This window comes from Lentisphaera araneosa HTCC2155 (assembly GCF_000170755.1).
Taxonomy (GTDB): domain Bacteria; phylum Verrucomicrobiota; class Lentisphaeria; order Lentisphaerales; family Lentisphaeraceae; genus Lentisphaera; species Lentisphaera araneosa.
The window spans coordinates 1-14759 of record NZ_ABCK01000037.1 but is presented as its reverse complement, the minus strand read 5'-3'; the positions used below and the strand labels follow the sequence as shown (position 1 = coordinate 14759).

At 40.6% G+C, this 14759-nt stretch carries 11 protein-coding genes; 10 read left to right on the top strand and 1 reads right to left on the bottom strand.

Annotation, left to right across the window (positions count from 1 at the left end):
* Nucleotides 1-80: 80 nt before the first annotated feature.
* The 7 genes from LNTAR_RS22655 (at nucleotide 81) to LNTAR_RS22625 (ending at nucleotide 7118) form a co-directional block, all read left to right on the top strand.
* The gene (locus LNTAR_RS22655) at nucleotides 81-533 is read left to right on the top strand and encodes a hypothetical protein (RefSeq protein ID WP_007281109.1); all 453 of its coding nucleotides are present in this window, start codon (nucleotides 81-83) and stop codon (nucleotides 531-533) included.
* Between the two features lie 165 nt (nucleotides 534-698).
* Nucleotides 699-1523 (top strand): sigma-70 family RNA polymerase sigma factor, encoded by an 825-nt coding sequence (locus LNTAR_RS22650; RefSeq protein ID WP_007281108.1) that lies wholly within the window; start codon nucleotides 699-701, stop codon nucleotides 1521-1523.
* A 9-nt stretch (nucleotides 1524-1532) separates the two neighbouring features.
* Entirely contained in the window at nucleotides 1533-2333 is an 801-nt protein-coding gene (proC, locus tag LNTAR_RS22645; protein ID WP_007281107.1) for a pyrroline-5-carboxylate reductase, read from the top strand.
* 36 nt (nucleotides 2334-2369) lie between these two features.
* Complete coding sequence (locus LNTAR_RS22640) at nucleotides 2370-3377, top strand: ROK family protein (RefSeq protein ID WP_007281106.1); 1008 nt, start codon at nucleotides 2370-2372, stop codon at nucleotides 3375-3377.
* A 12-nt stretch (nucleotides 3378-3389) separates the two neighbouring features.
* Entirely contained in the window at nucleotides 3390-4667 is a 1278-nt protein-coding gene (locus tag LNTAR_RS22635) for a protein kinase domain-containing protein (RefSeq protein WP_007281105.1), read from the top strand.
* Complete coding sequence (locus LNTAR_RS22630; protein WP_007281104.1) at nucleotides 4645-5514, top strand: uracil-DNA glycosylase family protein; 870 nt, start codon at nucleotides 4645-4647, stop codon at nucleotides 5512-5514. The genes LNTAR_RS22635 and LNTAR_RS22630 overlap by 23 nt, the downstream gene beginning before the upstream one ends.
* A gap of 62 nt (nucleotides 5515-5576) precedes the next feature.
* On the top strand, nucleotides 5577-7118 hold the full coding sequence (locus LNTAR_RS22625; RefSeq protein ID WP_007281103.1) for a YifB family Mg chelatase-like AAA ATPase: 1542 nt from the start codon (nucleotides 5577-5579) through the stop codon (nucleotides 7116-7118).
* Between the two features lie 214 nt (nucleotides 7119-7332).
* Here LNTAR_RS22625 and LNTAR_RS22620 read toward each other — a convergent pair whose 3' ends face one another.
* Nucleotides 7333-8751 (bottom strand): sulfatase, encoded by a 1419-nt coding sequence (locus LNTAR_RS22620; protein ID WP_007281102.1) that lies wholly within the window; start codon nucleotides 8749-8751, stop codon nucleotides 7333-7335.
* Nucleotides 8752-9028: 277 nt separating this feature from the next.
* Here LNTAR_RS22620 and LNTAR_RS22615 point away from each other — a divergent pair, with 277 nt between their 5' ends.
* The 3 genes from LNTAR_RS22615 to LNTAR_RS22605 all read left to right on the top strand — a co-directional run.
* The gene (locus LNTAR_RS22615; RefSeq protein WP_157473801.1) at nucleotides 9029-12268 is read left to right on the top strand and encodes a DUF1592 domain-containing protein; all 3240 of its coding nucleotides are present in this window, start codon (nucleotides 9029-9031) and stop codon (nucleotides 12266-12268) included.
* 8 nt (nucleotides 12269-12276) lie between these two features.
* Entirely contained in the window at nucleotides 12277-13548 is a 1272-nt protein-coding gene (locus LNTAR_RS22610; protein ID WP_007281100.1) for a DUF1552 domain-containing protein, read from the top strand.
* Nucleotides 13549-13709: 161 nt separating this feature from the next.
* Nucleotides 13710-14759: c-type cytochrome (locus LNTAR_RS22605; protein WP_007281099.1), on the top strand; the 1050-nt coding region annotated here is incomplete at its 3' end.

Sequence of the window (14759 nt, the reverse complement as noted above, 5' to 3'; positions counted from 1 at the left end):
AGATAAGTTAAAAAATGATTTCATTTTTCTGCATTTGTGTCATAAATTAGCTATAGTGAAACCCAATCAAGGAGTTAATTATGTCTTTTGCACAAACTAAAGAAATTATTCGGCAATGTCGCCGAGACCACCTCGAAATGTCTGATATCATGGAAGAGTTAGAGGATGTTTTTACAAAACCTAAAACACAATCAATAAGTCATTTTTGCGCAAGACAACAAAAGCATATTGCGAATTATTTGAAATGCTTCATAGAATCATCGCCTAAAGTGGTGCTGAATTCTTGGTTTCAAAATACCCCAGATATGGGTAAGCCTCTCGACTTATTGGAAGATCTACCCAATAATATGAAGAGTTCTGACTTCGAGAAAGTGGTACATAAAATTTCTAAGGTATTTGAATTGCGATATGAGTCTTATTCGAAAATTGCGGAGTTGGCAAAAACCAAGGAGCTCTTTACTCAGCTATCAAGTATCAATCAGCACGCGTCAGAGCAATTTCACTGGTCTTTGATGGAGAATAGAGACTTATAATCTTACTTAGTTTAAGTAGGGGCTTGTTTTCTAAAAATCAGGCTTGTATTATATTGAACATCCGTTACTATAGCACGCTTATTTCCACACAGAATGTGGGGGAGAAATATGCTATTTTATTTTATAAGTAAACATTAACAAATTTAAGTATCCGGGAAATTGCAGATGGATTCAAAAAGCGACGCCATTCGTAATTATATGCACAATATTAGTGATTATTCACTAGTAACAAAAGAAGAAGAGGTCGATTTAGCTGCTGACATTAAGTTAGGTAGTGATAAAGCTCGTGAAAAGCTAATCGTATCCAACCTTCGTCTTGTTGTAAAGATTGCACATGATTTCAAAGGACTCGGCTTGCCCTTATCTGACCTTATTTCAGAAGGTAATATTGGATTGATGCGTGCGGTTGAAAAATTCGACCCCGCTAAAGGTGCAAAGTTCTCTTCTTATGCAGCGTGGTGGATCAAACAATCCATGCGCCGTGGTTTGGCTAATCAGAGCCGTACAATTCGTATTCCTGTCCAGTCGGCAGGGAAAATAAACAAGATTCGAAATGCTCGCATTGAATTAAAAGAAAAGCTCATGCGTGAGCCTACTGATCAAGAGATTGCGACATACCTAGAATTTTCAAAAAGAACAGTTTCTGGACTTAGCACAGTCGGCGGTTCCACTATTTCACTTCAAGCAAAACTGCAAGATGGTGAAGATGGTGAGATTCAAGATATTGTAGCTGACAAAGCCTCTCAAACAGCATCCGATATCATCGGTGAAGCGGAATCGATCAATTCAATGATGAAATTCATAGTCTATTTGACTGACCGTGAAAAACTCGTTTTGGAATTGCGTTTTGGCTTACTATCGGGTCGTCCTAAGACCTTAGAAGAAGTAAGTCAAGCGATTGGCAGAACGCGTGAGCGTGTTCGTCAGATTCAAAACCAAGCTTTGAAGAAGCTAAGAGAAAGAATGCAGCGTGAAAGTCTGCTTAACTAAGTAGAGTCTATGAAAGAGTTATCATTTATTGGTACTGGCAAGATGGCCAGTGCTATTGCGAAAGGTATATGCCTCAACGGTGTATTAACGAGCGAAGAAATTATTGGGACAGCACCGGATCAGAGTCGCTTCGACTTTCGTGATCTGACCAATATACCCGTAAGTGATGATAACGCCGAAGCAATGAATTCGCGCATGGTCGTTCTCGCCTTCAAACCTCAAGTAGCAGAACAAATTTGTCGTTCTTTGCAGCCTATGGTCAAAGATCAATACTTTGTATCAATTTGCGCCGGTATTACACTCGATAACTTAGAGCAATGGTTGGGGACTGATAAAGTCACAAGAACGATGCCAAATACGCCTCTCTGTGTATCAAAAGGAGCTGTGGCCTATTGTTCTGCAAGCGGTGTCGGTGAAAGTGACCTTGCCTTGTTGACTCAGTACTTCGAATGCTCAGGTATTTTGGCGAAAGTAGCTGAAGATGACATCAATACAATCACGGCTTTAAGTGGTAGCGGTCCCGCCTATGTTTTTGAAATGATCGATGCCTTGGCGCAATCCGCAAAAGCTAATGGTCTCTCAGATGAAGTGGCCTTAGCATTTAGCATACAAACATTTTTGGGTTCAGCACAGATGTTGAGCGATAAGTTGGGAACTCCCGAGGAATTACGCAATGCAGTGACTTCGCCTAACGGTACAACTTATGCGGCCTTAGAAAACTTCAAGCAAAACAATTTAAGAGAAGTACTTCACCAAGGCTTTCAAGCAGCAAAAGATAGAGGCGATGAATTAAGTCGCGGTGAAAAGTAAAATTTTTTAGAGTATCAATTTAGGGTAGAGTTAAACATGATTATTTGTGGATTAGATATTGGCGGAACAAAAGTTGAAGCCGCTTTTTTTGAAGTCGTAAAAGAAACACAAGATAGCGATCACTGGCAAGAAATTCAGGTAGGCGGCGAGATTCTATTCTTACGAAATAGAGGCTCACGTCGTATCCCCACCGAGAGAAGTCGGGGTTACCAGATTGTCATTGAAAATATATCTAACCTCATTAAAGACCTATCTAAAGAACTCACGATTGGCTTAGACGAAATCAAAGGTATTGGCATTGGCTTACCAGGTTCGGTTGATCCGAAGAAAAAAGCCATGTCCAACGGTAATACGCGTATTTTCCTTGATAAAAATTTAGAGAATGATCTTCAGATCCTTCTCAAACTGCCTATTCCAGTTGAAGTGAGTAACGATGCAAATTGCTTTGCTCTTGCAGAAGTTCTCGCTGGTGCAGGTATAACTTATGCTAAAGAAGCTGGAAAGCCCGTGAAAAAACAAAATGGTCTCGGCCTTATTCTCGGAACTGGCTTAGGTGGCGGTTGTGTTATTAATGGTCAGCTTATTACCGGTGCTTCTGGTTCAGCATTTGAAGTGGGTCACATGTCCATAGAACTCGACGGTGGCTTACCTTGTCACTGTGGTTTAGAGGGCTGTGCAGAGCAATACTTATCGGGAACGGCTATTGAAGCGGCTTATTCATCTAGGATGTATTCGCAAATTGCTGAAAGACCTGATGCGCGTAAAATTTTCGAAATGGCTGAACAACAAGAGCCCATGGCACAAGCCATTATTAAACAATACAAAAAACGTTTGGCAAAATATTTAGGTAATTTAACAAATATCCTAGACCCCGACTATTTTGTCTTAGGTGGTGGTGTATCTTTACAGAGTGTTGTTTACGAAGATCTTGAAGAAGAGTTGCGACGCCATACATATAGTCCTGTAGCAAGACCCAAAGTCTACTGTCACCAACTCGGTGATTCAGCAGGTGTTTTAGGAGCAGCGTTACTAGCATTAATTTAATAAAGGAAGTCTATGAGTACAGAGCAGATTAAAGCCGCGTGTCCATCTTGTGAAACCAGGATGTTTTTCGATTACAACAAAGCTCTAACTAAACAATCCTGCTCTTCGTGTCATTACACCTTTACTGTCCCCAAAGCTTTTAGCACATATATACTGCAAGTCATCAAAGCTAACGATGAATTTTCAGATACTTATAATGCTCTAAATAAAGAGGGGAAACTCTGTCGTTTGCGAGTTTTTAACAACTTAATAAGTGACTCACTTCATGCCCAACAAGCCTTAAAGTTGAGCGTCCAAAAACAAACTTCGCTTTCATCCGACCATTTAGTTAAAATCCAAAATTCATTTGAATATGAGGATCAATTTTGTGTCGAGTATGAATTCATGAAAACGAGCCTCAAGGGGCACAGGCAAAAGCAGTCACTAACTTTGGATCAATGCCTAGGCATCAGTCTTCAACTCCTCAGAGCCTATGATGATCTTGCGAAGAACGATTTGATTGCCTCAAATATTAAACCCAGTACAATTTCCTATGTACAAGATCAAGTTGCTTTCTATGATGTAGAAATGTCCTGGCCAGCAGCTTTTGAACTTTCTAAAAAAGATCTGGGCTTTAATCCGGTTAATAATACTCAGTACGTCGCACCAGAAGTTATTACAGAGCGCAAAGTGTCGGCTAAATCCGACCTTTATTCACTGGGCTGTGTTATTTACGAACTCTTTGCATCACACCCACCATTTTATAAAGAGGAGAGTGCCAATGCTCAATTGGAAGCTCATAAGAATTTAAAACCAGAGTCCCTCAGAAGTTTTAATAATAGAATTCCAGAAAGCCTCGATCGCTTAATCCTCTCTATGCTTGAAAAACATCCTGAGCATCGCCCTCAAATCGATGATTTGATTAGCGATCTAGAGCGCGTCGACCTCAATCCGAGTAAAGAAATTTTGAAAGAATTTGCACCGAGTCCAAGCGATACTTTGGTGCCGAAAAAAACAGCAGAAATTGATTTGAGTTTACTTGCTTCGGAACGCAACTTACACCCTCCCAGTTCAGTCACTCCACTTGAAGAAGACCAAGAAGAATTGAATCAAGAACAAATAAGTGATTTTACTGAAGATGATGATGTCGAGCCAAAATGCTTTCCTTTGGCAACAGTGTTTATCGTTTTAATAGTCATAGTTGTTCTCCTTATGGCTTATTTTATGGGTAACAAAAAAGATAAAAATGACGATGATAGAGAAAGTCTATCACGGCTCATGGAGTGCTATGAAAATCATCGAAGCACTTGAAGAAGCCCTGAAAAATGAAAGTCGTTCAGGTGATAAAAACTTTGACTTATCTCATGAGCAACTCAACGATTTCTTTTATTTTCAAGCAGAAGTACCACTCACTTTCCCCAACTGCGAAAAATTATCAGATGAAGAGCTTCCATGTGAGGAAGCTACTGCAGAAGTAAAAGCAAAGACCAATGTAAAAACACATAGTGTACCACCTGTCTTACAGGAGAAACTTGAATTAAAAGCTCCTAATGAGGTGCCTATTAGAAAATTGGGCATTAACAAAGAAGCTGAAGAAACACAAGTCGAAGTAGCAATTGAAGAGAAAATAGATCTCAGTTCCCTTCCCCTTGATGACTTACGTTCAAAAGCTTTATCTTGTAAAAAATGCCTCTTGTCCTTTAATGATCCTGCGGAAACTAATCAAGCTAAAGTCATGTTTGTCTTAGATGCTTCCTTAATCAAGGGTGATTTACAAGACCCTTTTGCAGGACCCACAGGTGACTTTTTTAAGAAAATTTTATCGGCGATGAAACTCGATATGAAAGATGTTTACATTGCCAATATCCACCGATGCCCACGCTCAAGTGAATTAAAAGAGCAATCTGCGGCTATTTTACAGCAAATGAAGCTGATTAAACCCCAAGCCTGTGTTGTTTGTAGCCCAAGTATCATTAGAGCTATTTCTGAGTACGAGAGTATTAATCAGTGCCGTGGGAAATGGATCAATTGGGATGGAGTCAAAATTATGCCTAGTTATTCACCCGCATTTTTGATGCGCTCAGAAAATGTGTATGGTAAAGTTAAAAAGAAAGAAGCTTGGTCGGATCTGCAATTAGTCATGAAAGAACTCACTTAAAAACTAGTAATTACTCACTTTGATAAGCTATATTCTTCTATATTAGTTCAGAGGAGTATGGAATGAAATTAGCCAAAGCTTGGTCAATCGCCTTAAATGGCATTGAACCCTTTTTAGTTGAAGTCGAAGTCAGTACAAACGACGCGGCAGGAAGTGATAATTTTCTCACTATTGTGGGAGTACCAGATACAACTGTACGCGAAAGTCGTGAACGTGTGCGTTCGGCTATCAATGCTTCCGGCTTTCATTTCCCCATGGGGTCGACGACCATTTCCTTAGCACCTGCAGGGATTAAAAAATCAGGATCAGCTTTAGATCTGCCAATTGCCATAGCGCTTATTGCAAGCTGTGATGAAGCACTTTCTAGTGGGCGATTACAGCAAACAGTTTTTATTGGTGAGTTGGGTTTAGATGGACAAATACGCTCTGTAAAAGGAGCCCTTGCCATGGCGCTTTACGCACGAGAACTCGGATACAAAGAAATTTATATTGCACGCGATAATGCTCAAGAAGCAGCGATTGCCGAGGGAGTGAAAGTGATTCCCGTTAATAATTTACTCGAAGTCTACAAAAACCTCTTGGGCGAAATCAATCTTCTACCTGCACATACTGATTTAGAGTCCTTGTTTAATCATCGTGTGCATCGTTCGGCAGTGGATTTTGCACATATCAAAGGACAAGCGGCTCTACGACGTGGTCTTGAAATTGCCGCATGTGGTAGCCATAATCTTATTATGATAGGTCCCCCAGGTTGTGGTAAAACTCTCATGGCACGTTCTTTTTCGACCATACTACCCAAACTAAGTTTGGAAGAAGCATTGAAAGTTACACAAATTCACTCAATTGCTGGTACTCTCGAAGCAGGGCAGGCCTTAATAACCGAAAGACCTTACCGCTCACCGCATCATACCATTTCAGAACCTGGGCTACTGGGAGGTTCATCTAATCCACGGCCGGGAGAAGTCAGTTTAGCCCATCATGGTGTACTTTTCTTAGATGAGTTACCCGAGTACAAACGCAGCACCCTAGAAGTACTTCGTCAGCCCATGGAATCGGGTGATGTGGAGATCTCTCGAGCGAGTGGTTCCTGTCGTTTTCCCGCTGATTTCACCTTACTTGCTGCTATGAATCCATGCCCTTGTGGCTTTTTTGGAAGTCATAGCCACGAGTGCCGGTGCACCTCCACGCAGATACAAAGGTACCGAAATAAGATCTCGGGACCGCTCTTGGATCGTATTGATTTACATTTGGAAGTGAACCCGCTGAGTCAGCAGGAATTGATGAATAAAGCCAATGGCGAGAGCTCGGAATCTATCCGAGAGCGCGTTGAAAAGGCGAGGGCACTGCAGTACCAACGCTTTGGCGAGAGCCGCACAAATGCAAGCCTCAATGCTAAAGAACTTCAAGAACTCTGCGAACTGGATTCAGGAAGCCGAGCCTTGTTAGAACAAGCGATCAATAGTCTCGACCTTTCAGCGCGTGCCTACGACCGTATTTTGCGAGTCTCGCGAACCATCGCCGACCTGGAAGCTAGCGAAACTATCCAAGCCCAACACATTGCCGAAGCAATCCAGTACCGCACCCTCGACCGCAAGCTGTGGTAGTAGGAATATTATACTTTTAGTGAAGGTATAATGAAATAACTAATGAAGTATACTTATAACGATCTGTAAGTTTCATATTTTAAAGTGAGGTAAGTGCACGAGCTTTTAAAATATGTATTGATCTACAGGGATTTGACCAACTACTTGTTTTAGCCCCCTTATATTTATGAGACGATATAGTTTTTCGCTTGCTTATTATTGGGCTACCCTTGCTTTAGTTTTCTTTGCTTTTGGCAATCATCGATTGTGTTTCTATCCTCCATTTTTGCATCTTCTTATGAAGTTCTTTGGTGAGTTCAGGGTACTCAGCTGAGAGGTTATTTGTTTCGCCGGGATCATTTTTGAGGTTAAAGAGTTCGAGTTTTCCATTTGAAAAACGTTCTACGAGTTTGTAGTGACCTACACGAACTGCAGAAGAGGCGCCCATACCATTGACATTATGATCATGTGGGAAATGAAAGTGTAGCTCTTCTCGATTCAGGTTTTGAGTTTCAGCTTTAAGTAGGGCTGTTAAATCAAGACCATCTAGGTGTTGTTTGGGTTTGAGTGCTAGGTCTGCCATTGATAATATTGTAGGGTAAAAATCAGTACTTATAACTGGGCTGGAGATTTCTGATCCAGCTTGAGTCGATTCAGGCCATTTGATAATAAGTGGAACCCTAATTCCTCCTTCATAGACCCAGGCTTTCCCACCGCGAAGAGGAAAGCTCGATGTGGGACCAGCCTTTGGATTTTTGTTCGTTGATAAGCCACCATTATCTGAAGTGAAAATCACAACGGTATTTTTATCGAGTCCAGATTGTTTTAGAAATTTATTAAGGCGTCCTATATTTTCATCCATGCTTTCCACCATGGCGGCATATTCGGCGTTGTCTTGTTTATCTCTTGCAAAGGTTACATAGTCTTGAGTTGAGCTAGATTGCTGATTAGCACTGATCTTTTTGAGTTTTTCTTCATACTTCTTAACTTTATCTTTTTTGCCTGTCACTGGCGTATGAACGGTGTAGTAACATAGGTTGAGGTAGAAAGGTTGATCTTGATTATCCTTCATAAAATTGATAGCTTTATCAGTGAGGGCATCGGTGAGGTAATCTCCTTTTTTGCCATCTTCCATGTGAGGAACATCATTTTTTCTATACTTATCATGTTTGGCTTTGTATGGGTAGAAAAATGAAGCGGGTTGACCCGCTGAATGACCGCCAATATTGATATCAAAACCATGTTCAGTAGGTAAGTGCTTATGACCTTTTTCTTTGTAAAGACGCATATGCCATTTGCCCATATGGGCGGTTTTATATCCAAATGCTTGGAGAGCTTCGGCAAGAGTTGTTTCTTCGTAGGGCAAATTATGTGTTGGAGTGGCACGTGTGAAATTGATACGCGAGGGATATTTACCTGTTTGAATACTTGCACGTGTAGGGGAACATACGGGGCTGGCCGAATAAGCATCAGTAAAGAGGGTGCCTTCTTCAGCCAATTGATTAATGTGAGGCGTTTCGTAAAATTTACTTCCATAACAGTTGAGGTCTTGTCTACCTAGATCATCAATTAAGATGAAAAGAAAGTTAGGTTTCTCTGTGGCGCTTTGTATATGGATAGTAATAAATGAGGCAAAGAATATGAAATACTTCATCAAGGGGCCTTATGCTTATGTTTTAGCTCTAAAAAGAGGGACTTTGTTAAGATCTTTTTATATAATGACGAAAAGCTTCTTAATCATAACAGAGAGAGGTTAAGTTTCAGCCAAATCATATTCTATTCAGTGTTAAACTAAGCGAATGAAGACTTCTTTAATACAAATAAAAATCATTTCATTTGATTTTTACTGTTAAAGTTTGACTGAGTTTTGACTTCTATCCTATATGAAAATGGCCGCAGGTGGCTCTAAATGAATTCTGGTGAGGCAAAAGTTGAAAATAACATTTTTAAATGAAGGGCTGAAAGGTCAGGTTTGCGAAAGTGAGGAAGCGCGAATTACACTTGGTAGTGATAAAGGCAATGTGATTCGCTTGGATGTTCCGGGTATCTCCGGAAAGCATGCGCTTATTTTAGATATTGATGGCCACTGGGTCATTGAGGATGAGGGCAGCACTAATGGAGTGCAAGTCAATGGAGCTAAGGTAGATGGTCAGGCGAATTTAAAGAGTGGGGATGTCGTTAAATTAGCTCACAGCATTGAGTTTAAAGTTGAGTTAGATACTGCGAAAAAAATTGTCTATCAAGAGCCCGCTTTGGAAGACTTACTTTTTCAGAACACAAACTCTGAAAAAGAGCTAGTTAAAGATCTAGCGGAATTTCAAAAGGTCGTCTCACTCAATACACTTGTGATTGGCGCACAAGAAGCGGAGGGAGAAAGAAAAGCGACTACGCCTCAATTTGGAAAGAAAGCCAGAGAAAAAACAGATGGTAAGGCTGCTGAAATTAGAAGTAGACTTAGAGAAAAGAGAAAAAAACAAAAACGTAATAAAAGTATACGCAATCTTACTTTATTAGGGACTTTTGTCGTCATAGGGTATTTTTATGGGCCAGCCATTTCAGAGGGAGTTAAAAGTTTCAGCGGGCAGCAGGATGAACGTGTCGCTCTTTCGAGCGAAATTGATGAGTCGAAAATCCCGTCAGTAGTAGTATCAAATACTCCTTCAAATAAGCTTGAAAAAGAAGTAACTGAAAAAGTTGAAATGGAGCAAAAACAAGAACTATCTTCAGTGAGCCCAGAAGTCATTAAAAGTCCTGAATTAGTGTCTTATGCGCCTCAAGTTGACGAGTTGGATATTGAATTGTCATCAAGCGATACTGGAGTTGCGAAGAGCGCAAAAGTAATTAATGTGTCGCATCAACGCCTTCCTCTCTCAGTGCTGCAAAAAGATGCCATTTACAATTTTTCTAAGAAGTACTGCTTTAGGTGTCACGATGATAAAAAACAAAAGGGAGACTTCCGTTTTGATCACGTAGATTTTGCCCTTTCGACACATGATTCAATTTATCACTGGCAGGATATTCTCGATGTTCTCAATACTGGAGAGATGCCGCCTGAAGATGTCAAGCAAGCCAATGAACAAGAATTGAGTGAAGTTATTGGGCTTATCACGGATCGATTGCAGGTCGCTCGTGAAAAACTTTCAGCAACTGGTGGGGTTATAACTATGCGTCACCTTAACCGTCGCGAATATAGTGGAAGCATACAGAATCTTTTTCATGCGGACTTAGATACAGCTGCTCTGCCAACTGATATTCCTGAGGGTTTAGACACAATAGGTAAGGAACAGTTTTTCACTTCTAATCATTACTTTATGTACTACAATGCGGGTTTAGAAGTTGCGAAATACGCAATCAAAGGTTTGGAACGGAAGGGCCGTTATGATAAAGTTCAACGAGTGGATCCAGAGGTGCTCAATAATAGTTTAGCCAATCGTGTCAAGAGCAAGGGTGTGGATATCGAAGATTACCGCGGCATGACTCATGCAGAAATTAAAAAGAGAACTATGAAGATCTTCCCCGGAAAAGTTGGGCGTATCACCGTACCACGGGATATCTATTATATTTTAGATGATAATCACAAGCATGCAGCGAGTGGTAGAGTACTCTTTCAGACTGGCGTAACGCCAGGTTACAGGTATAGAATTAATATTTATTCATTTGGGAATATAGAGCAATCGATTCCGCTTAAATTTGAAAGCGGTATTCACAATAATTATGTAGCTGATGTTCATTTTAATACTGGTGAAGAAAGACTTAAAACTTCTTTTGAATTTACGGCTAGCTTACTCCAAGATAAAATTGGCTTTAGAATGGATACTCCAAAGGGGGGCTACGTAGACTATATTGAATTGAAGCCTCTCGAAACGGAAGATTCGCCTTTTGAAGAGAGTTTTGGAGAATTCGTTCATGCGCGTTCAGTTTCATCTGGAGATGTGAAAGACGCTTTAAAAGATTTTGCTAGCCTTGCTTTTAGAGGTGTGGAAGTTGAATCGCCATTTTTGAATTCTTTGATGGAAGTTTATGAAAATCATATAGAAAATGGTAAGTCCTTTAAGGAGGCAATTGTGCCACCATTAGCAAGCATTTTGACCTCTCCTTCATTTTTGTATATAAAGGAATACAACATGGGGCAAAGAAAGCCCCTCAGTCAAGAAGAGCTTGCGACTCGTATGTCTTATTTCTTATGGGGTGCGCCTGCAGATAAAGAACTGTTGAAAACGGCGAAATCAGGTGGCTTACGCTCGAATTTGGGTCTTAGTAAAGAAGTGGAGCGAATGTTAGCTTCTCCTAAAAGTGAATTAGCAATGAATGATTTCTTTAAGCAATGGCTAGAACTCGATCGCTTGGATATAGTCGCTATGCCCAATGAACTCAAAGGTCAGTTTAGTGAATCAGTTCGTGAAGAGCCCCTTAAGTTTTTCAATTTTTTAATCAATAAAAATTTAGCAGTCGATAACTTAATTGATTCAAAATATGCTGTCGTCGACCAGACGATGGCCGATTACTACGGAATAGCGGGTAGCTTTCAAGGTTTTACACCCGTTGAATTACCCCAAGGTAGTGAGCGAGGTGGAATCTTAACACAAGCCGCATTCCTCATGATGGGGACTTCAGGGCCTAGAACATCCCCCACTATACGGGGTACAGTGATTAGAAGTAAGTTTCTCCACGATCCCGCACCACCACCTCCGCCAAATGTCCCGCAGTTAGACACAAAAGATGATGGTACGCCACGAACTGTGCGCGAACTCGTAGATATGCATAAGGAGGTGGCCCAATGTAAATCCTGTCATGAAAAGATAGACCCCCTTGGTTATGGTTTAGAAAGTTTTGATTACCTAGCTAAACATCGAGATGAAGTTAAAATTTTGCAAAAATCTGGGCGCAAATTGAAAGTTGTAAAAACGGCTGAACTCATTGAAGAGGGTTACATAAATGATCGTTCGTCTTTTGAAGATCTAAAAGGTTTTAAACAGGCTTTGTTAAAAGAAAAAGACCATCTTGCGCGCTCGATATTCGAGAACATGCTTTCCTATGGAATCGGTAGAAGAATTGAGTTTATAGATCAACGAGAAATCAATATGATCCTCAGCCGTTTGAAGCGTAAAAATTATCCCATGAAAGCTATGATTGCTGAAGTTATTAATTCCAAAATTTTTAGAACAAAGTAGGTAAATATATGAGTGTACTTAAATCAAATTTATCACGTCGATCTTTTATCCTTTCCTCAACAGCATGTTTAGCATTGCCAAGCCTTGAGGCGGTCACAAAAGGAAAAGTTGATTCATCAAAAAAAATGCTTTTTATCGGCCAAGGTTATGGTTTTACCAATAAAGATTTCTATCCTGAACAAGAGGGTAGCTTTGCCGAGAATGGATTAACTCCGAGTATGATGCCACTCACACCACACATTAATGATATATGTATGGTGGGTAAATTAAATAATATTGGCTGGAATGGTACTCACGCTGGCAGTGACGGCTTTCTGAGAGCTGGAGGATCGGTTTCCTGCGATGTCCTTGCTGGAACTTATTTAAGCAGAAACGCTCGATATAGTAACTTAGTAGTCAATTCCGGGCTTTATCAGGATGGTCATGGGCGCTATGGCTTGTCTTGGGCTTTTACAGGCGACCCAATTCCTGGGATTAAAAAGTCGTCGGATTTATATCATAAATTATTCGGCGGGAATGAGAGTAAAGCTCAGGTCATGCAACGCATAAAAGAGAAGCGTAGTGTGCTTGACGCCATTAAAATCAATACGCACTCATTTTCAAAGCAGATTGCTAAATCCGACAAGGATAAGTTAGAGGAATATTTTACCGCTATTCGTCAAATTGAGCAAGAAATTGCCAAGGAAATTCAGTGGATTGATATTGCCAAACCTAAGGCACCCTTTGAGTACAGTAGTAATTTATTTGAAGAAGATTCCAACAAAAATGGTAAAATGGATGGTATCAAAGATATCAAAATAGTTTACGATATGATTGCGCTCGCGTTCCAAACTGGTCAAACCAACGTAGCCTCTTTTACTCTGCCGAACCAAGCGGTTTTAAATAGTTTAGAGATCGACAATCACATTCACCAGATCAGTCACTATAATGCTTCACAAGAGCTCACAGCAAAATCAATTCAACGAGACAAAGTGAATATGGATTTACTCAGTTACGCGCTGACAAAATTCAAAGAAATAAAAGATTCCAATGATCGTAGCCTCTTTGATAATTCACTCATCGTCTACGGTACGAATTTGAGCACAGGACATTCTGTTCGACATTTCCCGTACATTATGGCTGGCGGTGCTTTTAGACGAATGAAGCGCGGTCATTATTGCCTTCCTGAAAACAAAATCACTCCTCTCTCTAATGTATGGCTAAGTACACTCCGGGGAATGGGAATTGATGTCAAAAAATTCGGAAATAGCACTGGTACAGAAAGCTGTTTCCTGGCATAAAAAAGTTGTAAGGCCTCTTCGGTAATATTTCTGTGGGATCGCCAAGCACCAGCTTGGCATATCAAGTATGCAAATTCTACTAATGTAATTGTCCCAGCCATGTTAAGGTTTTAAATTTTCATAACTTCTATAAGAAAACTTAGGACTTTATGAATATCTCTATGAAGAAACAGTCGTTCTTTATCATTGTTATAGCACTAGCAATAGGGCTTCATGGTGGAGAATCTATAACTCGAGGCAAAGCCTTATACGACACAGTGTGTTTTGCTTGTCATGGCAAGAAGCTAGAAGGTGCTGCGGGGCCGAACCTCAAAGATTTTGAATGGCTTCATGGAGCTAGTAGAGAACAAATAATATCTTCGATAAAAAAGGGCTTTCCAGAAAAAGGCATGGTGGCTTTCGGAGCGCTGTACAATGAGCAGCAAATTGCGGATCTCGCAAATTATGTTCTTTCCCGCCAGGAGGGAGTACGCTCTATGGAGTATAAGATTTACCATAATGTGACCATGGATTCAGGTATCGACTGGAAGGGAAAAAGAGCTGATAAGCAAGGACAATCTCTTCCACCCACCATTAGCTTGACTCTACCGGAAGTGGATCAATTTGCCATGAAGTTTGAAGGGGAGCTTCTCATCCCCAAAGATTTGGTGGGTAATTATCAGGTGCGCGGAGTTATCCGTCAGAAGAGGGGCTTTGAACTCTTTGTGGATGGGAAAAAAGTTGATTTGTCGCTAATGAAAGGAGGGCGCTTTCAAGGTGCAGTGGAGTTGACTGCAGGGAATCATCATCTGGAGGTTTTTTACATCAAAGATTTCAGAGATGGAACTTTGCTTTTAGATCTCTATGGCAAGACGCATATCCCCCTTGCAGCGCAGTCCTATCAAAAATCCAAGACGAGTTCCCTGATCGTTAAAGCCAATGATTCCTACCTTATAAGTCGCAAGCGTATTGCGGAGCTTCCTGCGGGGGCCATCGTCGTGAATCATAAGGATCAGATTTCTTATGCGATTGATCCTAAGACAGCATCAATTAATGCTATTTGGCAGGGCAAATCCTTAGATATCGGACCCAATATTTATGCTCGTGGTCAGCAAACGGCAAAGTTGTTGGGAGAGCATTTGTTTCCTTATAAAAAGGATCTAAAATTACTCATCAATGGGCAGGTGCCTCAGCTTAGATTTAAGGGCTATGAAAAAGCAGCTAAGCCTCGG

What these genes read in the sequence shown, in the direction of transcription:
- LNTAR_RS22610 (WP_007281100.1), top strand. Translation starts at nt 12,277, where the DNA reads ATGAGTGTACTTAAATCAAATTTATCACGTCGATCTTTTATCCTTTCC.
- LNTAR_RS22625 (WP_007281103.1), top strand. Translation starts at nt 5,577, where the DNA reads ATGAAATTAGCCAAAGCTTGGTCAATCGCCTTAAATGGCATTGAACCC.
- LNTAR_RS22620 (WP_007281102.1), bottom strand. Translation starts at nt 8,751, where the DNA reads ATGAAGTATTTCATATTCTTTGCCTCATTTATTACTATCCATATACAA.
- LNTAR_RS22630 (WP_007281104.1), top strand. Translation starts at nt 4,645, where the DNA reads ATGAAAATCATCGAAGCACTTGAAGAAGCCCTGAAAAATGAAAGTCGT.
- proC (WP_007281107.1), top strand. Translation starts at nt 1,533, where the DNA reads ATGAAAGAGTTATCATTTATTGGTACTGGCAAGATGGCCAGTGCTATT.
- LNTAR_RS22655 (WP_007281109.1), top strand. Translation starts at nt 81, where the DNA reads ATGTCTTTTGCACAAACTAAAGAAATTATTCGGCAATGTCGCCGAGAC.
- LNTAR_RS22650 (WP_007281108.1), top strand. Translation starts at nt 699, where the DNA reads ATGGATTCAAAAAGCGACGCCATTCGTAATTATATGCACAATATTAGT.
- LNTAR_RS22640 (WP_007281106.1), top strand. Translation starts at nt 2,370, where the DNA reads ATGATTATTTGTGGATTAGATATTGGCGGAACAAAAGTTGAAGCCGCT.
- LNTAR_RS22635 (WP_007281105.1), top strand. Translation starts at nt 3,390, where the DNA reads ATGAGTACAGAGCAGATTAAAGCCGCGTGTCCATCTTGTGAAACCAGG.